Genomic DNA, 25,748 nt, shown 5'->3' on the forward strand with positions numbered 1-25,748 from the left:
TTACCTAAGTCGATAGATAATGCCAGGATTACAACGGATCATTTCAAAACGATCAGTAATGCCAGTTAATGACTCGGATGCACCCAACAACAAATAACCACCAGAGTTTAAACTTGTCACCATTTGATTAAGCACTTGCGATTTCATCTCTGACGAAAAGTAAATTAGCACATTACGGCAAAAAATAATGTTAAATTTTCCTAATAAGTTATAACTATTCAAAAGGTTTTGCGTTTTAAACGCTACCATGCGTTTCAATGAATCATTAACTTTCATGAAACCTTCACCAGCGTCCTCAAAGAACTGGCGTTTACGCTGAAGTGAGAGTCCTCTATTCAACGCTAAATTATCATAGATACCTGTTCGACAATTATTTAGCATAGTAGATGAAATGTCTGTTGCAGTAATTTGAACGCCTTGAATGGAACCAGGCTTTGTCGTCAATACCTCTTGAATAATCATCGCAATCGAGTACGCCTCCTGTCCTGATGAACTTGCAGCAGACCAAATTTTAATAGGACAATGATTTTTTGACATTTCAGGCAACAATTTATTGGCTAGCACTTCAAATGGATAGGTATCACGAAACCATAAGGTTTCATTTGTGGTCATTGCATCAATAGCTGCTACAGCTAATTCATGATTACGGTTAGTAAGTACCAATCGGAATAACTCAGTCATCGAAGCAAGCTTAAATCGACTCAGTAAGGGGCTAATCCTACTTCTAACGAGATACTGCTTATTGTGACCAAGAATAATACCACATTTCGCTTCGAGGTATTTACAAAAAGCATGATATTCTTGTTCTGTGATTGTTATACTTATCATAGATTAACTTTTTTGGCCTGTAACTGCACTAATAACTGCTGCACTCAATTCATTTGGGTCAAATTTTGGAATAAATGCATCTGCCCCCACACGTTTTACCATAGACTCATTAAACACACCACTGAGCGATGAGTGTAATACAACATGAAGATTTTTTAAATTCGAACTTTTTTTAATCTCAGTCGTTAGCGTATAACCATCCATTTCAGGCATTTCAATATCAGAAATAACTAAAACAAGCTCTTTATAAATATCACACTCTTGAGATAATGCCTGAAGCTGATTTAATGCATCACGACCATCATAAGCAAGAAGAACTTCATACCCAATAGTTTCAACCGCTCTTTTAACCTGTTTGCGAGCAACATTAGAATCATCGACAACGAGCACTTTGTTTGGCCTAACCTCATCCCCTGCCGTAACAACGGGCTTTAGTGCCAACACATCGTCACGAATCCTTTCATCCACCGGGGAAATTTCGTTAAGTATTTTCTCTACATCTAAAATTTCAACTAATTCACCTCCAATTTCAGTTACCGCAGTTAGATAATTAGAACTACCAGTTCCTTCTGGCGGTGGCATGATTGACTCCCAGCGCATATTGATAATACGTTCAACTGAACCAACTAAGAAGCCCTGCGTAGAGCGATTAAACTCAGAAATAATAATAAAATGGTTTTCAGGATCGATGATCGGTGACCCTCCAGTGGCAAGACTCATATCTATAATTGATACCGTTTGTCCTCGTATATACGCTACACCTTTAACCAATCGATGCAACTGAGGTATTGAAGTAAGCTTAGGGCATTGTAGTACTTCCTTTACCTTAAACACATTGATTCCATAACGTTGTTTTCGTATTAATCGAAAGGTCAATAGTTCCAAACGATTTTGACCCACTAATTGGGTGCGTTGGTTGACCGTATCAAGAATTCCTGACATAAAATAAACTCCATATAATCCAGTTTTTACTATATTGCAGCAATAATTAACTCAATAAATTGTATAATTGAACTAATTCATGGAATACGGCAACTATTGTTACTTATATTAACTAATTTGTGATTTATGTATTATCAGCGATTAACCTGCCTTTTTATCGGCACATTTTTCATTGGCTTTAGCTCCATTATAGCTTCTGCTCCGACGAATCAACTTCTAGTTGTAAAAAAAACAGCAGAAAAATATGTAACTACTTTAATCTTGCCTCCTGCACAAGGAGAGCTTCAAGTAGAAGCCAGAAACATTGACTCACGACTACGGCTTTCAAATTGTCCAATTCCCCTGGAGACATCAGTCCCTGGCCGTCAAACGCTCAATAAGAGCGTAACCGTCATGGTGAGCTGCATCCCAGATGACTGGCAAGTATATGTTACCGTCCAGATCAAGCTTTTAACGCCCATAGTTGTTGCAAATCGTCCTTTAGATCGCGGCATGACACTCAAACAAGATGATCTTACCATTCAATTAGTGGATGCGCGTTTTCAACGAGGACTAGTCTACACACGTACAGCAACTATTATTGGGTCGCGGATTAAACGGGCTGTTGGTATGGGACAACCAGTACAAGGCCGTGATATTTGCATGGTATGTCGAAATGAGAAAGTTGTGATAACTGCTAGGGGTAATGGTCTGCATATCATTACAAAAGGCACAGCATTGAGTGATGGTACTCTTGGTGATCAAATTAAAGTGCGTAACAATAACTCGAACCGAATTATCGATGCTACAATCATTTCAGTAAGTCAAGTAACTGTAAAATTTTAATTTTTTTCAATTAAGTAGGCTTAGTTTTTGAGTCCTAATTCAGATCGCAAGTCCCTGCATAATTCACTTTTAAACAATTACTTTTGCTTTAGGCAAACTGAGCTCTGTCAGCTTATTTCACGTTTTTATCATTGCGTAGGCTTCGATAATCTGGCAGTATACTCCCTTAGGCTCAATATTCTTCCTAGTCGTTTTTGACTCGAAATATTGTCGTCTCTTATAGGTAACGTTTACGGTAAGCACACTTCATTTTTCAATACTGATTTGAACCGCACAACTTCTGGTCACTGACTGCCACATTACGCGAATGATCTCATTCCTTAAAAGTTGCTTCTTTTCTTGGTGGTATTAGTGGAACCGCTCGTTTAATACGAACTGTTTCACAACATTGCCTGGTGCCGTAAGCACCATCGGCTAATATTTCATTGATTTTTCAGCAGATCTATTTAAGTCAGCTAGGTAACACTTAACCGTAGACTTTTAGTCCCGTGGAATCAATAAAGAAGATCTCCCATAATTACCCTGCTTAGTTTGATTCCATAGCTGAATAGCTTTTTCGTTAATCCAGAATATTAATGAGCCACGATTGATTAAAGCTTGATTATACTACTTCCAATTAGTTATTTTATAGCGAAAATCATTCATAGACTTGAATATTTAAGTGAGCCTAACTGTTTAGAGTGTTGATGGAACATTCAGTTCTCTTATTTAAAAAATAGAGCCGATTACCATAAACGTTCCATAGCAGAGATAGCAATGATTCAAATCAAACAATTACTGGGAGGGACATTGAGTCTAAGGGGCACAAAACTAATATTAGCTAAACCAGCGTCATGATAAAAGCGTTCAATAAGCTGACAATACTAGATATGTCTGACGCGAAAGCGATTGTCTAATAGTAAATCATGTGGAGATTTGCTACTTGAACTAAAATTAGGAGACAAAGTCCTCTTTAGCTCGTAAATTAATAATTTAGTTCTCTAATTTAAAAAATAAAACTAATTAGGTACTAAAGTTAATATCAGTATGGTCGATACTGTTAGCAACAGTAAATTCGAGCATATATAAGGCTTTAATATGGCAAGTATAGATCATTTGCGCTCTGGCCAACCCTTGAACACGCACATAAACAATCAAAATGAATCACAAAGCGCATCCATCGCAACTGATTCCTCCAAAGAAGTGCAAAAACCACGAAATGATGTATTTTCAATGAGCGATGGAAGCCGAGCGATTAGTGCAATGCATCAACAAATAACAAATGAAGGATACCTTGACAATGCAAAAATCGACGCAATTAAAGCAACCATAACGAATGGCTCTTATAAAGTTGATGCCGACCGTTTGGCTGCCAATATAATGAAACACGAAGACGAACTTCGTAGCTTCAAGTAATGAACGATGTCAGATGAATCATTCACCTTTGAACACCAACTTTTTGCACAAAAGCATGATATTAATGCATTAATTGAAACCCTAAAGAATGAAATAACAGCAATTTTATCTCGAAAATCAATAGCTATTGACGCTTGTACAAAAAAAAAGTTAGCACTGATTAATACAATTCAACAACGCGACAAGTACCTTTCTCAATGCCCTGAGATCACGTCTCCTTCGGAACATAACAAAACATTAATTAACACTATCCAGACCATGCTTGAACAGTGTTATCAATTGAATGATACTAATGGTTCAGCTTTACAGAGAGCATACCTCAGTATGCACAAACTCAGCAACATATTTCAAGAAGCAGGTGGAAAAAACGAAATAACTTACGATAGAGGTGGCAAAGCCTCAGGCAGTCGAACATTAGGTACTAACGTTAAAGCCTAAACACTATTTTTATTGGAAAGAAGCTTTGTTCCTTAGTTCTAATTCAGATAGCACATCCCAACATAACTCACTATTAAACAATCGCTTTCGTGTTAGGCATGCCTAGTCTTATCAACTTATTTAACGCTTTTATCATGGCGTCCATTTTACTCATCTGAGTTGTCTGATCCCTTAGACTCAATGTGCCTCTCTGTAATTTTGACTCGAGCCCTTGTTGTCTCAGCTAGGGAACGTTTATGGTAACTGGCTTTTATTTCCTAAATAAAGGAACTAAATTTTTCAATCAACACTCCAAACAGTTAAGCTCACTTAAATATTCAGGTCTATGAATAATCTTAGCTACAAAACAACTAACTGGAAGCAGTATAATCAAGTTTTAATCAATCATAGTTCACTAACATTCTGAATTGATGAAGAAGCTATTCAGCTATGGAAGCAAACTAAGCCGGGTAATCATGGGAGACATAGTTTATTTTGCGACTTAGCCATTACAACGACCCTTGTGGTTAAGCATGTATTTTCAATGCCATTGAGAGATCTGCAAGAATTAATTAGTTTTGTTTTCAAACTTGTTCAACTGTCGTTGTCATGCCCTCACTATTCATATATTAGCAAGCGTGCCACAACGATTAACATCACGTTTAAGATGAAGAATAAAGGAAGCATCCAGCACTTAGCAATTGATTTTACGGAGCTCAAAGTCTACGGTGAAGAAGAATGGACAGTAAAAAAAATGGTACTGATGGGAAACGGCAAGTCTGGTGCAAGTTACATTTAGCGGTAAATATAAATGCGCATGAGATCCTTGCTGCTGAGTTAAGTGCATCAAATGTGACTGACAGTGGAATGCTATCTAGCCTACTCAAACAGACCCACTGAACAATCAATGAAATATCACACGATGACATTTACGACACCAGACAATGTTACAAAGCCGTTCATATTATTAGTTTGACTTGATTCATATTACTCGTTAAAAAATAATCGTGTTATTACTCGGAACATGATGCGATTCACTATACTCTATCATTTTTTTCATTTTACTAAGACTTAACTGCATCTCAGTCACATAGCTATCACCCACAGAATAACTACTCACAACTTCGGCAGCACGAATGATACCATTTACCGCACCATGCGTTTGATCCGCGTCTAAGCTTTGATCATCTATTTGAGTTAACCCACTGATACGAATACCATACACTTGCTCTGACAATTCTTTGTACGCTTCCAATTTAGAAGCGCGCACAGCACGAGATTGCCTTTCTGCCAAAGTTTTTCCACGTTGTGCACTAATGGAAATTGTACCAACAGCGCTAAGAAGTTCATCGGAAGGAATCTGTGTGGTTGATTGGCAAGCACTTAATAAGTATATCATTACCACGGTAAGCCATATTTTCATGTTCACTCCACTCATTAAGCCATGGTTTATGCATTCAATCAGTTGCATACGTGACCCAGCTAAAAATTTTATATATAGTGTTCTCCATCGCATTAGACACTTCATAACACAATAGTAACATTATCAAGGCTTTAATATAATAGTATCAGCTGCATGCTGACGTTTATCATTACGAATGATGACCCCATCCTCGATGCGTATTTTCCTTAATGTATCAATATCTCGTCCAATACGATCTGCTGGCAAAAAGCCCTGTGCAGAGGCTACAATAACACGGGAGCGTATACCAACAATACGAGCGTTAACCAATACACCTCCACCTTGACGAAGCATAGTACCCGCCAGCACATAATCAATTTGCTGCTCAGGGTTCAGCTCTTTCCAGTTACGACTCAATGTAAAATCACCCTCAGGAGTAACGCGGATTGCTCCTATCGTTTTGAAGTCGATGATAGTGAAACCACGGCGTTGCATCTGATAAATCATGCCTTCTGTGACAGAATTACCCAGCCAATTCGTCTCGTCCATTTCTTCAACATCGACAAATGATACAACCGCCATTGGCATTTTAGCCGTCAGGTAGTTGTTAGTTTTAAGCAATTCAGTCGTTAAACCATCGAGAAAGTAGTCGAGAGTGTGTCGAGGTGTTTGTTGCAATAGAAATGGGCTACCTGAATATGATTCTTTACCATTATAGATCGGGTTATATGCACAAGATACAGTTGCGAAACTCAGCATTATCACTATCCATTTTTTCATGGTTGTCTGGCTCCGTACACGTTTAACATCTGATAATTTCTTGCAAAATTTCGTTAGAGCATCACATCCAGTTATTACACTATTTTTAGGGAATATTATTTGCATTAGTGCGGTTAATCCATGCATATGTTACTAATCACTTGTCACTTTTACTACGATGCTTCTTGAGTGAGCAATTTTTATACCTACTATTGGATATAATGGTTATGCATAAAAAAATGATTAAACACTTAGTTGCTTGTATTGCTCTTTATGTACCATCAATCAATGCGGCATGGTATGAGGTTACTGGTGTTAGTTCAGTTTTAGAAAACAAAGCTCAGGCTCGTCAACACGCCCTAGAAGATGCCATTTATCAAGCAATAAAATTCTCTGATGCTGATATTGGGGGGTTAACCGTGCTTCGCCCCTATTTGAAAGAACTCAAGGACGACTACCTACTTAGTGGTAACGAAATCCGTCAAATTCAAGTGCTTAAAACAAAGCAGTTCAATGGTGCCATAAAATTGACAGCACGTATTGATATTTATCCTACGGCAAGTGCTTGCCACAAGAACCAGTACCGTAAAGAATTATTAATGACCCGTTTCAACATTGTCTCTCCTGAGCACGCAGCACTAGGTGGTATTTTTCAGTTCGGTAATGATTTTACAGTACTACTACAGCGTCAATTTGAAACTCAAGCTCAAAGTTTTGTGATTCAAGGTATTTCTCCGCACGCCATTTCATTGACACAGCCTTATATTACGACCATGATTGCCGAAAATACGAGTGCACAATATTTATTGGTTGGCAACATTACGGATATGTCTGCAACAATCGATAAAAAAACTGTTCACAAAAACAAGACATCACGCCAACTCGCATTATCTATTAGTGTGATTAATGGCAAATCAGGAGAAGTTATTTACCAAAACCGTTATAGAGACACTGCAGCATGGCCTTTCGAAAAAAATAGTAAAGTTGACACTAAAACCGCACGCTTTTGGACATCATCTTATGGCGAAATGGCACAAAGAATGAGCCGCAATATATTGTTAGATTTAGAAAAAAACTTATCTTGTCGAGTAACTACTCCTAAAATAATTTCGATAAGAGGTCCACATGGACAAATAAATGCCGGACGGATTCATGGCGTAGCATACGATGATGTGCTCTCGCTTTGGCATGATGCGTCATTTACTGATCAATATGGTATTCAACGGACACAACTTAAAAAAAGTGAAATATTATTAACTGTTTCACGCATTTATGAAAACTCATCGGAAGTATCAATTTCACCAGCAGAATTAGGCTCAAGTATTCAAATTGGTGATATGGTTACTAAATACACGCAATAAGACAACTTTCTCCTTAACTCCTGTCTATAATTCAGTATACTAAAATACTTATTATTTTTTCATAGTCTATGTTAAAGCTCTCATAGCTCAATAGGATAGAGCATTCGCCTCCTAAGCGATAGATTGGGGTTCGAATCCCTGTGGGAGCGCCATCATCCACGCCTCCATATTGTCCATAATAAACTTCTGACTCTCTTACTTTTCAATGTTCCTGCATTTAAAACACAGAAATAGAAAAACTGTCCATCAATGCCCTTTTGTATTTGAAGGAGCTTTATTTTTTAGTTCTAGTTCAAATAGCCAATCCACACATGATTTACTATGAAACACTCGATTTCATTTTAAAAATGCTTAGCTCTATCAGATAATTTAATGTTTTCAGCATTATGACTCTTTAGATGCAATATCTCTTCCAGTAATTTTTTGACTTGAATCATCGCTATCTCTGTTAAGGAATATTTCTAATAATCGGTTTTATTTTTTAAGTGAAGTAGCTAAATTTTTAATCAGTACTCTACATAGTTAGGCTCACTCCAATAGTCGGGTATATAAATAGATTTCATTAAAAAACAACTAATTAGAAACAGTGTAATCAAACTTTAATCAACCATAATTCACTAATATTTTGGATTGGTGAAAAAGTCATTCAGCTATGGAATAAAACTAAGCAGGATAATCATGGAAGCTCTCGTTTACTTAGTGACTTAGCCATTACGATGGCTCTTATAATTAAACGCGTATGTTCAATGCTATTGAAGGGTCTGCAGGGATTCATTTATTCTGCTTTCAGACTTGCTCAAACAGACTCGCCAAAGAATCAATGAAATACCAAGTGGTGGTGCTTACGACACCAGACAATCTTACGCAATCGTTCATATTAAACAAGCGGCACCACTCATTCCACCAAGAAAAGAAGCACTTGTTAAAAGCGAAGTTATCCGTGTAATGTAGCGATCAGTTACCAGCAATTATACTGTTCAAATCAGCATTGAAAAACGAGATATGATTACCATAATCGTTCCCTATCATAGATGGTAATGTTGCGAATCAAACAACTTCTCAGCGGGACATTTAGCTTAAGGAATCACAATACTCAGGGTTAATGCAACCTACTCTATGATAAAAGCATCAAATAAGCTAACAGGACTAAATATGCCTAAAATGAAAGCGATTATCTCCTAGTGAATCATATTGACATTTGTTATCTGAGCTCGAATTAAGAGGAAAAGTTCGTAAATTAATGGTTTAACTTCCTCATCTAGAAAAAAACCTTATTTACTGACAAAAATTTTCTATAATATCACCGGTAACCACAATAATTACCCCATGCACGCAGCGTATTACGATAGGTACAATCTAATAAATACATGGCTAATTTTATAGTAATTAAATTTTATTATTTATCTAATTGCGGGAGGTAGAGGTTAGAGCTTTATAGGCAATTAGTACTTGTGATGGTAACAGTGCATTCAGGCAATTTAAGTGTACCAATGGACATTTTCGTTTGAAGCATGGACGGCAACTGATGTCTGCATTTACTATTTTTACATTGTCTGATAATGGTGGAGTATATTTGGATGAGCTTGAGCCATAAATTGCAATAATATTAGCCCCCACTGCCGCTGCGACATGCATGAGCCCTGAATCATTTGAAAAAACGGTATGGCAAGTTGCGATTAAATCAACGGCATCAATCAAGGATGTTTCACCAGCTAGATTAAAGCACATATTTTTATTGTTATCAGATAGCATATTCATAATATTTGTTGTAACAGCTTTGTCATTGGGACCGCCGAATAAGCAAACTTGGTTGCCTTCGCTGATTAATTTACTTGCTATATCAGCATAATAACGTTCAGGCCATCGTTTGGTTGGTCCAAATTCAGCGCCAGAACATAAACCAATAATTGGTAAATTTGGTGAAATTTGGAATCGTTGCAAACATACAGATTGATTTTCTTTATCGACATTAAGTGCTGGATTGGCAATACTTTCCAAGCTAACTTCAGATAGCATTTTATTTTCGTCATGAGCGAGTGCAACATAGCGTTCAACCATAAATTGGAAAATGTTTCTATCAGGGCGTAAATCACTTAGAAAGCCGAAACGAAACTCTCCTTTCCAACCTGTACGTTTGGGGATCTTAGCAAACAACGGAATGAGTGCAGATTTTACTGAATTAGGGAGCACATAAGCATGGTCATAATGATAACTGCGTAAAGAACGACCCAGAGCCCAACGAGTGCATATGTTAAATTGACCATGCCCAACAGGCATCTCTATCACACGATTTATCTCTGGCATACGCCCTAAAATCGGCTTACACCACGCTGGAGCCAATACATCAATACATGCTTCAGGATGACGCCCTTTTAAGCGTTTATAAAGGCTCTGTGACATCACCATGTCACCAATCCAAGAGGGGCCAATAATGAGTATATTCATAAGAATATCTATGAAGTTGATGCTTTTAGCATAATGAATCCTTTGCAATCTTTCGTTCCATACAAACTAGAAGCCAGAAAAAAAGCCAAGAAAAAACCAAAGTAAATATTGATTATATTTGCATGGAGTAAAACCTCCGTGAGTCCAAATATAGCGATGCCAGACATAAAAATAACACCGGAAACACTGTATATTGAATCAAGGTTTCGAAATAATAAATATGTTGTTACGCCAAACAACATAATAATGGTTATGAAAGACAATATCCCGTTGGAAGCGAGCATCTCAAAGTATTGGTTGTGAGCATGCCCGCGACTCACTGCTGTTACCCATTCAGTCACGGTACCATTGTTGTAAAGTGAGAGGTTTAGAGCTTCTCTCTCCGAATGAGTCAGACCAATAAATGGACTTTGTTGAAAAGCTTTAATTGAAGCCAACCAAAGCTGTAATCGGCCCCCAGAAGACACAGATACTGATACATCACCAGCTGCAATAGAACTAAATTCTAAAATAGTGTAGCCAACCCTATTCTGAACTCCAGAGGACAATGAGTAGATGACACCAGATATAAAAATAAAAAAAACGACACCCAAAATGCACAGGCGTCCATTAATTTCTTTTCTGTATATCCAAGTTAACAGAGTAAACAGAACGGGAATTGCTATTATTGCGCCTCTAGTGAGAGTCAGAGTTGTAGCAATGCTTGCACATAAAAATCCGCAGATGAGTAGCCCTTTTCGTGATGAACCTTTTATGAATGACAGATTTAAAAATGCTAATGAACAAGCAAGGTAACCAAAGTTAATGCTAAATAAAAACCCCTCAACCCTTGGCATCTCAAGTATATAATATTGATAAATGCTAATAAAAAACGCACCTATTGCTCCCACGATTATGCCGTACTCGAAAGGTGTTCTAATGCTAAGTTTGGGCAATTCATTTTTGAACATGAGATAAACAGGGAAAAACAAAAGAATCCTACTGGGTGCATCTATATATCTAAAGTTATTTTCATCTGCTAGTGTGATTGGTATATTGGTGATTAAATATGAACCAAATATAGCAAACACAAGGAAATCATCCTTATTGATGTTTAATTTTGATTTATATTTAAAGCAATAGAATAATGCGTAAATAACCGTGAGTAAACCAATAGTAACGCTAAATTTAGGCGTCCAGAGGAGAAGGCCGGGGATGAAGAATAAAGCTATGGGTATGATGTGCATTAGAGCTGTACTCAATCAGCTTGAAGATGCAGGTTTGAATACCTGCAACTTATTATCCATTTGGGACGTCAAAAATTGTATAATTTTTGGTAAAATTTCAAAAAATAATTATTACATAGCCTCTTTATAATAACATTTATTTTTAAAGCAAATACTATTTCTTGACTGTTCATTTATTACTTACCACAGTGGCTCTGTCGTATTGAAATTTGGGTTATAAGGAAGAGGATAAGAAAACTTAATGTTGATAACAAATCCCGAATTTTTGAGGATGTCACTTCGATAATACTCCACTTCATCTAGAATAATATGGAACTAATGGGTTAATAGGTAATTTTTTCTTAGTTCATAACAAATAATGTATTTGCCGTTTATTATCTTATATTTGCTGACCGCAATTTTGTTAAAATTCAAGATGCCAATAAGATGAAAATAATTATCAGTCACTACGAAGGCTTTATTCGGTCCTTTGTATATCCACTCATGTGTAATTTTTATCGCTTGCATTGAATGCATCATAGCAACGTATAATGTCTTCTTGTTTTTCAGCACTTAACTTGTTTGACATCCATTGCGGCATTTTGTAACGAAACACATTATGAGAGCACCACTTGTTCACTCCATACCACTCCTAAGCATAAGTAATAATTTACTAAATTTTAGTGGCCAGTAAACTTTTTTAGATGTTCAATAAGGATCATGGTTTCGGAGGTGTAAAAAGGACTATTTAACCACCCTTTTTAAATTTCAGTCTATTATACAGTTCGTAATTTCTGAGGTTACGTAGAATAAATTTTTATGGATATCTAGAGCTTGAGTAATTTTGGCTATGCTCCAACTTTATAATATAAGAACTGTTGCTTTTATATGACTTTATCTCCTAATTCAAGTTCAGCTAACAAACCTCAACCTAATTCACTGTTAGGAGCTTGCTTTCGTTTTAGGCATACTTATCTTTATGAGCTGTTTCTATTATTACGTAAATTTCGTTAACCTGGGCATTATGATCCTTTAGGTTCACTGTCCCTCTGAACAGTTTGTTGACTCGAAACATTGCCTAATTTTTCAATATTGATTTGAATCATATAACTATCCTGAGAATTAACTACCAAATGGCATTAATGCCCCCGTTTCAAAAAAGCTGTGTTATTTTTGGGTGGTATTCGTGTAACCACTTGTTTAATATGAACGCTTCCATAAATATCATTTCTGCCATATCCTTAATATTTTAACGAGTCTGTTTGAAGAAGTAAGGTAACCCTTCACCGTCAGTTACCTTACGTCTTCGCACATGATTTCATGTGTATTTGCCTCTATCGCTAAATATAATATGCGGCAAGTTTAACGTTTCCTATCAATGCATGTTTTTTTACTTTACATTTGCCTCCAAAGTAGAAATGCTAGATTATTCCTTTAGTTTGCAGTTTGAACTTGACTTTAACTATTTTGGTTTGTTTGCTAATGCATGCATAATGAGGTAGTTTGATCATATAGTACTTTATCTTCTAAATCTGCGAATTCACTTATTAATATACATTCTAAACAGCTAAATTAACCTAAATATTCAGGTCTATGAGAAAGCTAAGTTACAAAACCACAAAACTAATCAGAAACAATATTATCATGCTTGAATAAATCGTGGTTCACTAATATTCTGGATTACTTAAAAAGCCATTTAGCTATGGAATCAAATTAAGCAGGGTATTGATGGAAAACGGCCCGTCTGGTGCAAGTGACATTTAGCGGTAGCTATAAATACGCATGAAATCATTGCTATCGAGTTCAGCGCATCACATGTAACTGACGATGAGCCTTGTTTCTTAATTCAAGTTCAGAGAACCAATCCCAAAATAATACATTAAATTTTTTAAAAGTGCACGATAGAGATTGCTTCCCACAGACAAATGATCAACCAGTGGGTCATTAACTAAAATATGCTAGCTAACTGCAACACCTTCGCTGACGACATCCACCTGAACGATAAATCTATCTTTGTTACTTTTGTCCCTTCATCAATAGCACTCACGATCACATGTCTTAGACATTCTTATTTTAGGTCGTGTAATGATATTTTTCGATTTTATTTTATTCGTTTCTTTATAAAATGAAAAGATACTCATTAAGGTCTCTTATTTTTCACCTTAATCATTGCGCTTAGGATCATAATTAAAGATTAAGATTGCACAGTGGTATTTGCATCTTTGTCAGCATTATTTACAAGTAATGCATTCCACACTGCTTTTACTAAGGTTGCTAAAGGAATCGCAAAAAATACACCCCAGAAACTCCATAGACCACCAAACACAAGTACTGCAACAATGATAGCGACTGGATGTAAGTTCACAGCTTCTGAAAACAATACAGGAACAAGAACATTACCATCTAATGCTTGAATAATGCCGTAAGCTAACATCAAATATCCTAAATCTGGGCTGATCCCCCACTGAAACAAAGCAACCATAAAAATAGGCAATGTTACTGCTGCCGCACCGATGTAAGGGATCAACACAGACAAGCCAGTTGCAACACTTAACAATGCTGCATAGCGCAAATCAAGTAAAGCAAACGTAATATAGCTAGCAATGCCGACGATAATAATTTCCGTGACCTTACCACGGATATAGTTTGAAATTTGTTGGCTCATTTCATTTGCCACTCTGTTGGTCAAACGACGATTACGTGGCAGAATCACACTGAAAGTGCGCAGCATTTCTTGTTTATCTTTCAGTAAAAAGAATACCAGTAGAGGAACAAGAATGAAGTACACAGCCAGCCCGGCAAGACTCACCAAAGAAGACAAGGAGCTTTTCACTACCGTTTCACCCAATCCAAGGACACGACTTTGCAATGTGTCTATAAATGTATTCACCATGTAAGGTTGAATGATGTCAGGGTACTGCTCCGGCAAGTGAGAAACGAAATTTTGGAAATCATTAAACATTGTCGGAACATCAGCAATTAGATTTACTACCTGAGTCCATATCGTCGGCATCAAACCAAAACAAGCCATCAACATGAATCCAATAAATAAGGTCAACACTACGATCACAGCAACAAACCGCGGGAGACCAAATACTCTCAATGTAGATACCGGCCATTCAAGCAGATAAGCAAGAACAATAGCAACCAAAAGTGGTGCTATAAGATAGCCAAAAAAGTAAATAACAATGAAACCCACCACTAGCATCGCGACTAAACTAACCACGTGGGGATCAGAAAACCGTCGTTGACACCAACGGTTAAACATCTCTAACATATTGTTCTCTATTCCAATGTAATAATAGCGAGCGCTAAAACATTTTGTTTAGTCTATTCTAACATGTTCAATCTATTATTTCCTAAATACTGCCTTTGTTTTTTAATTTTAGTTCAGTTAGCAAATTCCGACATGATTCACTATTAGACAATCACTTTCGTGTTATAGAGACTGCATTTTGTCAACTTATTTAATGCTTTTATCATGGCGTCGGTTTCACTATCCTGAGTTATGTGATTCCTCAGGCTCAATGTCCCTTCAAGTAATTTGTTTACTCGAACCATGACTGTTTCTGCTAGGGAACATTTACGGTAACCAACTTTATTTATTAAACAAGGGAACTAAATTTTTAATCAAGACTCTCAACAGTGAGGCTCACTGAAATATTCAGGTCTATGAACAATCCTCGCTACAAAATAACTAACTGGAAGCAATATAATCAAGTTTTAATCAATCGTGACTCACTAAGATTCTGGCTTAATTAAGAGGCTATTCAGCTGTGAAGTCAAACGAAGTAGGGTAATCATGGGAAGCCACGTTTATTTAGTCACTTAGCCATTGCGACAGCCCTAATGGTTAAAGGCTTATTTTCAATGCCATTGAGAAGCCTGCCAGGATTCATTAATTATAGTTTCAAACTTGCTCAACTGCTGTTGTCATACCCTAACTATCCACGCATTAGCAAACGAATAAAAATGGTTAACGTCACGTTCAAGACGAATAATGCAGGAAACGTTCAGCACTTAGCCATTGATTCTACGGGGCTCAAAGCCTACGGTAAAGGAGACTCGCAAGTAAAAAAGAATGGCATTAATGAGCAACTGCGAGTCTGGCGCAAATCACATTTAGCGGTAGATATAAATATGTCTGAAATAATTGCTGCTGAGTTCCATGCATTAAATGTGACTGACGGTACAGTGTTACATAACGCACTCAAACAGACCCATTGAAAAATCAATGAAATATCAGCCGTTGATGCTTACAACACTAGATAATATTACGCAACCGTTCGTATTAAACGAGCGGCTCCACTCATCCTACCAAGAAAAAGAGCAGCTTTTTGAAAGGGAGGTCATCCGCGTAATTTAGCGGTCAGTTACCAGAAGTTATACAGTTCCAATCAACATTGAAAAAGGAGATATGGTTACCATAAATCTTTTTTTTCAAAAACAATAATGTTTCGAGTTAAAAACTACTAGGAAGGACCTTGAGTTTAAGAGAGTATAATGCGTAGATTAGCGAAATTTACGCCATGATAAAAGCGTTAAATACGCTAAACAGCATTAGGTATGTCTAAGGCAAAAACAATTGTTTGATTGCTAATCATATTGGGATTTGCTACCTGAACTCACTTGCATTAGGAAACAAAACCCAGCTTCCTCAACCCAGAATGCTAGTTAGCCACAATTACTTAAAGTTTAAGCATACTATTCCCAGTTGGTTATTTTATAACGTGATTTTTTCATAGACCTAAATATTTGAGTAAATCTAGTTGTTTAGAACGTAACTTAATAATGGAATTCCCTAATATAGGCAAAAAGATCTTACATTAGGCTCAATCTAATGAATATGTGCTCAAAAGACGTCGTGTAGTATTGATAGTTTTTACGTTGAAGCAAGTTTCTGGTTCTGGTAAAGTTAACATCCATCCAGATTACCAATAATTTACCTTAAATCCAACTCTCAGGTTTAGCATGACAACAAATTACATTTTTGTAACGGGTGGCGTGGTTTCTTCCCTAGGTAAGGGTATTGCAGCAGCGTCTTTGGCAGCAATTTTAGAGGCTCGTGGTCTTAACGTAACCATGATGAAACTTGACCCTTACATTAACTTAGATCCGGGCACAATGAGCCCAACTCAACACGGTGAAGTATTCGTTACGGAAGATGGCGCAGAAACTGACCTTGATTTAGGTCACTATGAACGTTTCATCCGTACTAAGATGACTAAGCACAACAATTTTACGTCAGGACGTGTATATGCAGATGTATTGCATAAAGAACGTCGTGGTGATTACTTGGGTGCGACCATCCAGGTTATTCCACATATCACCAATGCTATTAAAGAACGCTTGCTTGCAGGCGGGGAAGATCACGACGTTACTATAGTTGAGATTGGAGGCACTGTAGGTGACATCGAATCATTACCATTCCTTGAAGCTATTCGTCAATTAGCAGTTGAATTAGGCCGTGAACGTACTATGTTCATGCACCTTACTTTGGTTCCTTACCTTGCTGCGGCAGGTGAAGTAAAAACCAAGCCAACTCAACATTCAGTGAAAGAATTGCTGTCTATTGGTATTCAACCTGATATTTTGGTTTGTCGTAGTGATCGTGCTATTCCAGCTAATGAACGTGCTAAAATTGCACTTTTCTGTAATGTACAAGAAAAAGCCGTTATTTCAATGAAAGATGTAGATTCTATCTACAAGATCCCTTCGCTGATCCGTTCACAAGGATTAGATAATTTTGTTTGTAAACGTTTTGGTATTGAAACACCAGAAGCGGACTTGGCTGAGTGGGAACAAGTTATTTTTGAAGAAGCTAACCCTACTGGTGAAATTGTCATCGGTATGGTGGGTAAATATATTGCACTGCCAGATGCCTACAAGTCCGTTAACGAAGCATTGAAGCATGCAGGCCTGAAAAATCGTCTAACTGTAAAAATTAAATACATTGACTCACAAGATGTTGAAAGCAAAGGTACAGAAGTACTTTACGGCTTGGACGCAATCCTTGTACCAGGTGGCTTCGGTGATCGTGGTATTGAAGGTAAAGTTTTAGCGGCAAAATTCGCACGAGAAAAAAAGATCCCGTATTTGGGTATTTGTTTAGGCATGCAAGTTGCACTTATTGAATATGCGCGTAATGTCGTTGGCATGGAAGACGCTAACTCTACGGAATTCAACAAAGAAAGCCGATTTCCTGTTGTTGGTTTGATCACGGAGTGGATTAACGAAGAAGGTAACGTTGAAGAGCGTAGTGAAAAATCTGGTCTAGGTGGCACCATGCGTCTCGGTGCACAGATTTGCCACCTAGCCGACGGTACTAAGGCTCGTGAATTATACGGTCATGCTACAATCCATGAGCGTCACCGTCACCGTTATGAAGTAAATAATATATTGCGTCCTCAGCTCGAAAAAGAAGGTTTAGTTGTCTCTGGCTTGTCTGCGGGCAAAAAGCTAGTTGAAATCATTGAAAACCCTGAACACCCATGGTTTGTTGCGTGCCAATTCCACCCTGAGTTTACCTCGACACCTCGTGATGGCCATCCGCTATTTACTGGTTTTGTTGCAGCGGCAAGTAAATATCAGCGTGGTGATCTGTAAATGAATAATATACAGTTGCGAGCATTGTGTAACCGCATTATAAGCTATTAACATACGAGAGGAAACATAATGTCTAAGATTATTAAAGTTTTGGGTCGTGAAATCATCGATTCACGTGGTAATCCAACAGTAGAAGCAGAAGTTCACTTGGAAGGTGGTTTTGTTGGCATGGCAGCTGCACCATCAGGCGCATCTACCGGTTCACGCGAAGCGTTAGAACTCCGTGACGGCAACAAAGCACGTTTCTTAGGCCAAGGCGTACTAAAAGCAATCGGCGCAATAAATGATGAAATTACTAACGTGCTACAAGGCAAAGATGCGACAAACCAAGCAAACATTGATCAAATCATGATTGGCCTGGATGGTACTGAGAATAAATCTAAGTTTGGTGCAAACGCAATCATAGCTGTTTCTCTAGCAAACGCAAAAGCAGCCTCTGCTGCCCAAAGCATACCACTGTACGAGCACATTGCTGAACTGAATGGTACTGCAGGCGTATTCTCTATGCCTTTACCAATGATGAACATCATTAATGGTGGTAAGCATGCTGACAACAACGTAGACATCCAAGAGTTCATGATTCAACCAGTTGGCGCAAAAACTTTGAAAGATGCAGTTCGCATGGGTGCAGAAATATTCCACAGCCTTGCAAAAGTACTAAAATCTAAAGGTTACAATACTGCAGTTGGTGACGAAGGTGGTTTTGCTCCCAATCTGGCGTCTAACGTTGAAGCGTTGGAAATAATTGCGGAAGCTGTTGCTGTTGCTGGTTATAAGCTAGGTAAGGATATTACTCTAGCGATGGACTGTGCTGCATCTGAGTTCTTCGACAAAGAAGCTGGCCTCTACAACCTAAAAGGCGAAGGCAAAACTTTCACTGCTAAAGAGTTTAACTACTACTTGGCAGACCTGGTTAAGCAGTTCCCCATTGTTTCTATTGAAGACGGTTTGGACGAATCTGATTGGACTGGTTTCAAACACCAGACTGAGCTTCTTGGCGATAAAATTCAGCTAGTTGGTGATGATCTGTTCGTTACTAATACTAAGATTCTTGCGCGCGGTATAGAAGAAGGCATCATGAACTCTATCCTGATTAAGTTCAATCAAATTGGCTCTTTGACAGAAACTTTAGCCGCCATCAAAATGGCTAAGGATGCTGGTTTCACTACAATTATTTCGCATCGTTCAGGTGAAACTGAAGATGCAACCATTGCTGACCTAGCAGTTGGTACTGCTGCTGGCCAAATCAAAACAGGTTCCATGAGTCGTTCTGACCGTGTTGCTAAATACAACCAACTTATCCGTATTGAAGAAGCCCTAGGCGACCGCGCATCTTTCAACGTCCTAAAAAAAATAAAAAGTAATTGATATACCAATAACCCTTGAGAATATTTGAAATCAAACATGATAAGGCTCGCGGCAGGGGGGGGTAAGAGCATGACCGCATAAAAACAGTGCTTCTTATATCCGTAAGTTGGAATACATTCATGATTTCTATAGTTTTACGGATCTATAAAAAAATGCATTTACATTGCCTCAAAATTTACGAGTAGTCTGAAAAACTGAAATTTAAAGGTGGTGGCTCTAATCAGCCACCTTTCCACCGTCAAAATTATGTATTCAATACGTTGATTATAGTTTAACTATTAATCCTCAAATTAATAGTAGTCACAATAATAATTTAAAAAAGTAAGTATATTGTGCTAAGTATAATCTAATTAATATATGGTCTAATCGTAGCGCACTGACATTTTAGATTAATGAAGAAGCTATTCAGCTAGTGCATTAAACTAAGCCGGATAATTATGAAAGATCTCACTTATTTAGCAACTTACGTGTATTTTAATGCCATTGAATAGTTTACGAGGATTCATTAATCCTATTTTTTAAATTTACTAAACTGCCATTATTATGCTCCTACTATGGATGCATTAGACTTTGTTTCCTAATTCGAGTGTAGATCACAAACCTCCACATAATTCACTATTATACAATCGCTTTCATGCCTAGCATATCTAGCCCTCTCAGATTATTTTACGCTTTTCTTATGGCGTGAATTTCGCTAATCTGAGCCTTATGGTTTCTTAAGCTCAATATCTCTCCTAGTATTTTTTGACTCAAAACTTTACCTTCTTTGATAGAGAACGTTTCTGGTAATCATACCTCGTTTTTCAATGCTGATTTGAACCGTATAACTTTTGGTAACTGACCACTAAATTACGTGGATAACCTCGCTTTCAAAAAGTTGTTCTTTTCTTGGTAGAATGAGTTAATCTACTCATTTAATACGAACAGTTTAATAAAATTGTCTGGTGTCGTAAGCACCATCGCTGATGTTTCATTAATTTTTTACAGATCTGCTTGCGTAAGTTAGATAACACTTCACCGCCAGTCATATTTGATGCACTTAACTCAGCAATAATGATTTCATGCGTATTTATATCTACTGCCAAATGTCAATTGTGTCAGACTCGCCACTTCCCATCAATACCATGCTTTTTTACTTATTATTTTTCTTCATCGTAGACTTTGAGTCCCGTAGCATCAATGGCTAAGCACTGAATGTTTCCTTTATTCTTCGTTTTAAACGTGACGTTAACCGTTTTGGCTCACTTGCTAATGCATAAATAGTGAGGAAATGACAATAGCAGTGGAGCAAGTTTGAAAACAGAATTAATGAATCCTTGCAGACCTCTCAATGGCGTTTAAAATGCGCATTTAACTATGTAGGTCATCGTAATAACGCAGTCGCTGAATAAACAAGGTCTCCCATGATTGCCCTGCTTCGTTGGATGCCATAGCTGAATAGCTTCTTTAGCAATCCAGAATGTTAGTGAACCACGATTGATCAATATACTGTTTCCAATGAGTTGTTTTATAGCGACGCTTGCCCACAGACCTGAAGATTTAAGTAAACCTCGCTGTTTAACAGCGTAAATTTATAATTGAGTTCCTTGATGTAGGAAACAAAGCCTGCTCAAATAGAGAAAGCTTAGCCCAATTATTAATTGGTCTATTGCGAGACTGCTGGTCTCCATATGGGTTCAATTCAACTAGCTCCTTTATTTGAGGATTCCTCGAAAAAATACCTAATAACGTAGCTAAAATCTATACGTGTACCAAAACTCAGCATGCTATTGACGTTCGTACTGTGCTCTATACTTTTGGTTAGCACTATTATTTCATTTTTTTGATCGCCCAAAACCAATGGGATTTAACGTATATTGAGAAATTGCTATCGAATATAGTGCGTATATTGGTATTGATCTGATACCAAACGTATACTTAAGCCTTTGATATTGACTGTTTTCATAACCAGGTTTGACTGTATTTTGGTTGTGTTAGCGTGAAGTTAATGTCAAATTATTGTGTTACATTGTGTGATTTTTGCATAAATAACTTCATTCTCTCCTTCTTTTGCCGATATATAAAGAGTGTTATCATTGTATAACTTGTGAACATGCAGTGATATTTTAAATATTAGCAACTATGCATTATCGCATAATGGTGGTTGAATGGGGTCAGATTTGCTTGCACTAGGTTCTCAAGGCGTTTTAACAGCACAGCAACAACTAAATACAACTGGCCATAATATCTCTAACGTGAATACGAAAGGATATAGCCGTCAGTTTATAGAGCAGCGTTCTAATGATTCTGCTTATGGGTCATCAGCTAACCAATGGGGGCAGGGCGTATATGCAGCTTCTGTAAGAAGAAACTATGATAAATTTATTGCTAACGAATTTAGTATTACTAACTCATCGTTAAGTCATGCAACCACCCGTAACAGCCAGCTCACTATGCTTGATAATATCATGTCTCATTCAACCAAAAAAATTTCTGGCAATATGAACGAGTTTTATAGCGCAATACAAGGGTTGGCTGATAGCCCGAATGACATAGGTGCGCGCAAAATGGTCCTTGAAAAATTGCGTATGGTAGCGGCAGGTCTGAATAATATGCACACCATTTTGCAGTCGCAAGAAAAGGATATTTCGATTGAAATAGATGCCACGCTCACCAAAATGAATGATATTGGCCTAGCCATTGTTAATATTCATAAAGCAATAATAAAGAACCAGGCAACAAATAATGACTTACTCGATCGCCATCAGCGATTAATCAACGAATTGTCTGAGTTTACCAAAGTGAGCGTGAATCAGTGTGATGATGATCTTTATAATGTAATTATTGGTAGTGGTCACACGCTTGTTTCAAGGCTTAATCACAGTAAACTACGGACTGTACCTGGTATTCTTGACCATCAAAAACGCCGACTAGCACTAGTGGAAGGAAAAACTTTCAAACCTATTGATTATAATGATATTAGCGGAAAATTAGGAGCGATATTTGAATATCGCGATAAGTCTTTGTTGCAAGCGCATGATGAGCTAGGCCGCCTTGCGGCAGGTTTTGCTCTGTCTTTAAATGAAATGCAAGCCCAAGGATTTGATTTGAATGGTACAGTGGGTGAAGATATATTTACTGACTTTAATGGTGATAATATTTCACGTGAGCGCGTGCTCAAAAGTCCTACATCAACAGCTGATATAAAAATTACGATTAGCGACCTATTGGGGCTAAAAATAGGAGACTATCAGTTAAAATTCGACGGCAGCCAATACATGATGGTGGATCCGGAAAAGAATGTAGTAAACGTAATACCAATGGGAACACCGGCATCGTTTGAGTTTGACGGACTTACAGTGCAAATGGATTCTGGTTTGGCGGCAGGCGAACGTGTGATTATTCGTCCCATACGTCACGCTGCAGGCCAGATTGGTGTGACCATGGAAGATCCGGCAAAAATTGCCGCTCAGAGTTATGTCAGCTCCAACTCAAATATTATGGGTCAAGGTGATGTGAAAGTTATTACTCAGGGTGCGCAAAAAGAATTCCAAGTAGCGATTTCGTCAGATGCTTCACAATTCACGGTCTTAGACATGCAAAATAATATATTGGTCGCATTACAAACGTATCCACCAGTAAGTGCCGTCAATGTAAACGGTACTGTTTTTGAGCTATCAAAGGGAGCAGCCCCTGAAGACCTTTTTGCTATTAGCTTACTGCCAGCAAACGGAGAGAATGGTAATTTAATCCGAATGCAGAAACTGCAAACACAAAAATTGATGGATAATGGCCGTTCCAGTTTCATTGATGTTTATGAAGGACTGAATACTAATATTGGTGTTCAAAAAGCATCATTTGCACGTCTTGAAGATGTTAGCCGGATTGAGCATGATGCAGCCGCTGGGCGCATCGCCGAAATTTCGGGAGTGAACTTGGACGAAGAAGCGGCTAATATGATGAAATTTCAACAGGCATACATGGCATCGTCACGCATAATGACAGCTGCCAATGAAACCTTCCAAGCTCTGTTGAGCGCAACCAGATAAGGATATGACTAATGATTGTCCGTATTGCCAGTTTTCATAACTATCAAGCTGTCTCGAATGGTTTGATGCGCCAGCAGGTAAAATTACAAAATAATCAAGTTCAGTTGGCGACAGGTAAGCGTGTGCTTACCTCTGGTGATGATCCTGTTGCTTCAATTTATATTCAAAATTTTCGACAACAAGACAAGCAACTTGATCAATACATTAATTCGATCACGTTAGCTCGTAACCGCCAAACACGCGCTGAAATTGCTATTGATAATTCTGAGCAAATAATTGATAGGGCTAAGCGTAAAACAATGGAAATGATCAATGGTTCATTGTCAGATAATGATCGCATGGCACATCGTCAAGATTTAAAAGGTTTATATGATAACTTTATGAACTTAGTAAATGCCAAGGATGAATCAGGTAATTTCTTGTTTTCTGGTACCCAAGCCAACAAACAACCTTTCTTTCGTGACAATAGAGGTAGCGTGCAATATGCTGGCGACAGCTACCATCGGACAGCGCAAATAGCGCCATCGGTTGAAGTGCAGACCAGCGATTCAGGTAATGAAATTTTTATGACTGTCAAAAATCCGTTTGGCAATTACCAACCAGATTATACAATAAAAAGTGGTTCGTTGTTGTTACTTTCATCGGCTACCAATACCAATCACACTGATTTATCAAATTATGCGATCAACTTCAGTGTGGACGGTAATGAGCAGACACTTTATGAATTAACACAAAATGGTGCGGTAGTAAGTTCGGGACAATACGACCCTCAAGCAGGTGTTCAATGGGGAACATTAAACATAAATTTTGCAGGCGAAATACTAGATGGTGATTCCGTCTCTTTAGTACGTCAGGATAGTTTCAATATATTCGATACATTTAGGAAAGGGATGGAACTATCTCAAGAAAGTATTTTTGATGCATCTGCAACGGCAGAATTGCATCAGGTAACAGAGCAGTTTACTGCAGCATTTAAGCATTTGAATAAAACGAGGTCCGAAGTTGGTACTCGTTTGAGTACGCTCGATCGTCAGGAAAACATGCACAAAGATTTTAAATTGGTGCTGCATCGCTCTTTGGGAACAATGGAAGATCTAGATTATCCCACTGCCGTTATTGAAATGAATGAAAATTTATTGGCACTTCAAGCCTCACAAAAAGCTTTTGCAAAAGTGAAACAATTAACTCTGTTTAATTATGTTTAAAAGTAAGAGGCAAAAAAAGACATATTCTAGAAGTTTTTTTCCTAATTTGAGTTTAGATAATCAATCCCAATATATGAACGATTGAACAATCGCTATTGCTTTAGGCATACCTAGCCCAGTCCGCTTATTTAATGCTTTTATCATAATATACATTGCGCTAATCTGATCTATTAAGCTCAATGTTTTTCAGAAAGTTTTTTGGTTCCAAATATTACCGTCTTCAATAGGGAATGTTTATAGTAACTATATCTCCTTTTCCAATGCTGATTTGAACCGTATAACTTTTGGTAACTGACCATGAGATTACACGGATAATCTCATTTTTAAAAAATTGCTCCTCTCTTAGTGAAATGAGTAGAGCCGCTCGTTTAATACGTTCGATTTCGTCACACTGTGTAATGTCGTAAGCGCCATTGTCTGATATTATACTGATTTTTCGGCAGGTCTGTTTGAGAAAGTTAGGTAGCACTTCACCGTCAATCAAATTTAATGAGTTTAACTCAGTCGCAATAAGTTCATACACATCTATATCTACCGCTAAATGTGACTTGATCCAGACTCATCGTTTCCCATCAGTACCATGCTTTTTACTTTTCATTAGTCTCTACCGTAGACTTTTAGCCGTGTGAAATCATTAGCGAAGTACTGGATCGTTCCTTTAATCTTCACCTTGAACGCGACGTTAATTGTGTTGGCTCGCTTGCGAATGCATGGGTAGTGAGAGCATAGTAACGGCCGTTGGAAAAGTTGGAAAACAGAGGTAATGAACCCTTACTAACCTCTCAATAGCACTAAAATAAGCGTTTGACCATGAGAGCTGTTGTAATGGCTAAGTCGCTAAATAAACGAGGTCTCCCATAATTACCCGGCTTAATGTAATTACATAATTGAATGGCTTTTTCATCAACCCAGAATATTAGTGAATCATGATTACTTAAAGTTTGACTATACTTCTTTTAGTT

At 37.7% G+C, this 25,748-nt stretch carries 16 protein-coding genes, 1 tRNA gene and 8 pseudogenes; 12 read left to right on the forward strand and 13 right to left on the reverse strand.

Features of this window, described 5'->3' with window-relative positions; genetic code table 11:
- The gene (locus BTN50_RS01120; RefSeq protein ID WP_096618722.1) at positions 1–828 is read right to left on the reverse strand and encodes a CheR family methyltransferase; all 828 of its coding nucleotides are present in this window, start codon (positions 826–828) and stop codon (positions 1–3) included.
- Between the two features lie 3 nt (positions 829–831).
- Positions 832–1,770, reverse strand: a complete 939-nt coding sequence (locus BTN50_RS01125; RefSeq protein WP_096618723.1) for a chemotaxis protein CheV — start codon at positions 1,768–1,770, stop codon at positions 832–834.
- A 126-nt stretch (positions 1,771–1,896) separates the two neighbouring features.
- Between BTN50_RS01125 and flgA the strand changes: the two genes are divergently transcribed.
- Entirely contained in the window at positions 1,897–2,595 is a 699-nt protein-coding gene (gene flgA, locus BTN50_RS01130) for a flagellar basal body P-ring formation chaperone FlgA (RefSeq protein WP_096618724.1), read from the forward strand.
- A gap of 117 nt (positions 2,596–2,712) precedes the next feature.
- On the opposite strand, the pseudogene BTN50_RS10340 reads toward flgA, so the two are convergent.
- A pseudogene (locus BTN50_RS10340) lies at positions 2,713–3,186 on the reverse strand (transposase).
- 486 nt (positions 3,187–3,672) lie between these two features.
- Between BTN50_RS10340 and flgM the strand changes: the two are divergent.
- A complete protein-coding gene (gene flgM, locus BTN50_RS01140) occupies positions 3,673–3,990 on the forward strand; it encodes a flagellar biosynthesis anti-sigma factor FlgM (protein ID WP_096618725.1) in 318 nt (105 codons plus the stop codon).
- Between the two features lie 6 nt (positions 3,991–3,996).
- Positions 3,997–4,428, forward strand: a complete 432-nt coding sequence (gene flgN, locus BTN50_RS01145) for a flagellar export chaperone FlgN (protein ID WP_096618726.1) — start codon at positions 3,997–3,999, stop codon at positions 4,426–4,428.
- 73 nt (positions 4,429–4,501) lie between these two features.
- Here the strand turns inward: flgN and BTN50_RS10695 are convergent.
- Positions 4,502–4,670, reverse strand: a pseudogene (locus BTN50_RS10695) (IS5/IS1182 family transposase); the annotation flags it as partial.
- 83 nt (positions 4,671–4,753) lie between these two features.
- Here BTN50_RS10695 and BTN50_RS01150 point away from each other — a divergent pair.
- A pseudogene (locus BTN50_RS01150) lies at positions 4,754–5,367 on the forward strand (IS5 family transposase); the annotation flags it as partial.
- A gap of 34 nt (positions 5,368–5,401) precedes the next feature.
- Here BTN50_RS01150 and BTN50_RS01155 read toward each other — a convergent pair.
- Positions 5,402–5,830, reverse strand: a complete 429-nt coding sequence (locus BTN50_RS01155; protein ID WP_096619503.1) for an LPP20 family lipoprotein — start codon at positions 5,828–5,830, stop codon at positions 5,402–5,404.
- Between the two features lie 123 nt (positions 5,831–5,953).
- Positions 5,954–6,589 carry a FlgO family outer membrane protein gene (locus tag BTN50_RS01160; RefSeq protein WP_096618727.1) on the reverse strand — a complete coding sequence of 212 codons (636 nt, stop codon included), beginning with the start codon at positions 6,587–6,589 and terminating at the stop codon, positions 5,954–5,956.
- Positions 6,590–6,795: 206 nt separating this feature from the next.
- Here BTN50_RS01160 and BTN50_RS01165 point away from each other — a divergent pair, with 206 nt between their 5' ends.
- From BTN50_RS01165 to BTN50_RS01175, 3 genes and pseudogenes are all read left to right on the forward strand, one after another.
- Positions 6,796–7,929, forward strand: a complete 1,134-nt coding sequence (locus BTN50_RS01165; protein WP_096619504.1) for a flagella assembly protein FlgT — start codon at positions 6,796–6,798, stop codon at positions 7,927–7,929.
- Between the two features lie 76 nt (positions 7,930–8,005).
- Positions 8,006–8,081, forward strand: a tRNA-Arg gene (locus tag BTN50_RS01170).
- Between the two features lie 450 nt (positions 8,082–8,531).
- Positions 8,532–9,111, forward strand: a pseudogene (locus BTN50_RS01175) (transposase).
- A 222-nt stretch (positions 9,112–9,333) separates the two neighbouring features.
- Here the strand turns inward: BTN50_RS01175 and waaF are convergent.
- The 5 genes and pseudogenes from waaF to BTN50_RS09230 form a co-directional block, all read right to left on the reverse strand.
- Positions 9,334–10,374, reverse strand: a complete 1,041-nt coding sequence (gene waaF, locus BTN50_RS01180; protein ID WP_096618728.1) for a lipopolysaccharide heptosyltransferase II — start codon at positions 10,372–10,374, stop codon at positions 9,334–9,336.
- An 8-nt stretch (positions 10,375–10,382) separates the two neighbouring features.
- Entirely contained in the window at positions 10,383–11,615 is a 1,233-nt protein-coding gene (locus tag BTN50_RS01185; protein WP_223825597.1) for an O-antigen ligase family protein, read from the reverse strand.
- 466 nt (positions 11,616–12,081) lie between these two features.
- On the reverse strand, positions 12,082–12,219 hold the full coding sequence (locus BTN50_RS10700) for a hypothetical protein (RefSeq protein ID WP_190319749.1): 138 nt from the start codon (positions 12,217–12,219) through the stop codon (positions 12,082–12,084).
- A gap of 1,554 nt (positions 12,220–13,773) precedes the next feature.
- Complete coding sequence (locus tag BTN50_RS01190; protein WP_096618730.1) at positions 13,774–14,856, reverse strand: AI-2E family transporter; 1,083 nt, start codon at positions 14,854–14,856, stop codon at positions 13,774–13,776.
- Positions 14,857–14,999: 143 nt separating this feature from the next.
- Positions 15,000–15,179: pseudogene (locus BTN50_RS09230) on the reverse strand (IS5/IS1182 family transposase); the annotation flags it as partial.
- A 72-nt stretch (positions 15,180–15,251) separates the two neighbouring features.
- Between BTN50_RS09230 and BTN50_RS01195 the strand changes: the two are divergent.
- The 3 genes and pseudogenes from BTN50_RS01195 (at position 15,252) to eno (ending at position 19,553) form a co-directional block, all read left to right on the forward strand.
- Positions 15,252–16,172: pseudogene (locus BTN50_RS01195) on the forward strand (IS5 family transposase).
- Between the two features lie 378 nt (positions 16,173–16,550).
- Positions 16,551–18,185, forward strand: coding sequence for a CTP synthase (locus tag BTN50_RS01200; protein WP_096618731.1), 1,635 nt, complete (start codon positions 16,551–16,553; stop codon positions 18,183–18,185).
- A 69-nt stretch (positions 18,186–18,254) separates the two neighbouring features.
- Positions 18,255–19,553 carry a phosphopyruvate hydratase gene (eno, locus tag BTN50_RS01205; RefSeq protein ID WP_096618732.1) on the forward strand — a complete coding sequence of 433 codons (1,299 nt, stop codon included), beginning with the start codon at positions 18,255–18,257 and terminating at the stop codon, positions 19,551–19,553.
- Positions 19,554–20,219: 666 nt separating this feature from the next.
- Here the strand turns inward: eno and BTN50_RS01210 are convergent.
- Positions 20,220–21,080: pseudogene (locus BTN50_RS01210) on the reverse strand (IS5 family transposase).
- A 620-nt stretch (positions 21,081–21,700) separates the two neighbouring features.
- Here BTN50_RS01210 and flgK point away from each other — a divergent pair.
- Together flgK and flgL are read left to right on the forward strand one after the other, a co-directional pair.
- Positions 21,701–23,581 (forward strand): flagellar hook-associated protein FlgK, encoded by a 1,881-nt coding sequence (gene flgK / locus BTN50_RS01215; RefSeq protein WP_096618733.1) that lies wholly within the window; start codon positions 21,701–21,703, stop codon positions 23,579–23,581.
- 11 nt (positions 23,582–23,592) lie between these two features.
- Positions 23,593–24,786 carry a flagellar hook-associated protein FlgL gene (gene flgL / locus BTN50_RS01220; protein ID WP_096618734.1) on the forward strand — a complete coding sequence of 398 codons (1,194 nt, stop codon included), beginning with the start codon at positions 23,593–23,595 and terminating at the stop codon, positions 24,784–24,786.
- A 60-nt stretch (positions 24,787–24,846) separates the two neighbouring features.
- Here the strand turns inward: flgL and BTN50_RS01225 are convergent.
- Positions 24,847–25,742: pseudogene (locus BTN50_RS01225) on the reverse strand (IS5 family transposase); the annotation flags it as partial.
- Positions 25,743–25,748 lie beyond the last annotated feature (6 nt).

The sequence above is a fragment of the Candidatus Enterovibrio altilux genome (assembly GCF_002381345.1).
Lineage (GTDB): Bacteria > Pseudomonadota > Gammaproteobacteria > Enterobacterales > Vibrionaceae > Enterovibrio > Enterovibrio altilux.

Excerpts from the sequence above, each read along its gene's own strand:
- flgM (WP_096618725.1), top strand. The coding sequence starts at position 3,673 with ATGGCAAGTATAGATCATTTGCGCTCTGGCCAACCCTTGAACACGCAC.
- BTN50_RS01155 (WP_096619503.1), bottom strand. The coding sequence starts at position 5,830 with ATGAAAATATGGCTTACCGTGGTAATGATATACTTATTAAGTGCTTGC.
- flgA (WP_096618724.1), top strand. The coding sequence starts at position 1,897 with ATGTATTATCAGCGATTAACCTGCCTTTTTATCGGCACATTTTTCATT.
- BTN50_RS01125 (WP_096618723.1), bottom strand. The coding sequence starts at position 1,770 with ATGTCAGGAATTCTTGATACGGTCAACCAACGCACCCAATTAGTGGGT.
- flgN (WP_096618726.1), top strand. The coding sequence starts at position 3,997 with ATGTCAGATGAATCATTCACCTTTGAACACCAACTTTTTGCACAAAAG.
- BTN50_RS01165 (WP_096619504.1), top strand. The coding sequence starts at position 6,796 with ATGCATAAAAAAATGATTAAACACTTAGTTGCTTGTATTGCTCTTTAT.
- BTN50_RS01200 (WP_096618731.1), top strand. The coding sequence starts at position 16,551 with ATGACAACAAATTACATTTTTGTAACGGGTGGCGTGGTTTCTTCCCTA.
- BTN50_RS01190 (WP_096618730.1), bottom strand. The coding sequence starts at position 14,856 with ATGTTAGAGATGTTTAACCGTTGGTGTCAACGACGGTTTTCTGATCCC.
- waaF (WP_096618728.1), bottom strand. The coding sequence starts at position 10,374 with ATGAATATACTCATTATTGGCCCCTCTTGGATTGGTGACATGGTGATG.
- flgK (WP_096618733.1), top strand. The coding sequence starts at position 21,701 with ATGGGGTCAGATTTGCTTGCACTAGGTTCTCAAGGCGTTTTAACAGCA.
- eno (WP_096618732.1), top strand. The coding sequence starts at position 18,255 with ATGTCTAAGATTATTAAAGTTTTGGGTCGTGAAATCATCGATTCACGT.
- BTN50_RS01120 (WP_096618722.1), bottom strand. The coding sequence starts at position 828 with ATGATAAGTATAACAATCACAGAACAAGAATATCATGCTTTTTGTAAA.
- flgL (WP_096618734.1), top strand. The coding sequence starts at position 23,593 with ATGATTGTCCGTATTGCCAGTTTTCATAACTATCAAGCTGTCTCGAAT.
- BTN50_RS01160 (WP_096618727.1), bottom strand. The coding sequence starts at position 6,589 with ATGAAAAAATGGATAGTGATAATGCTGAGTTTCGCAACTGTATCTTGT.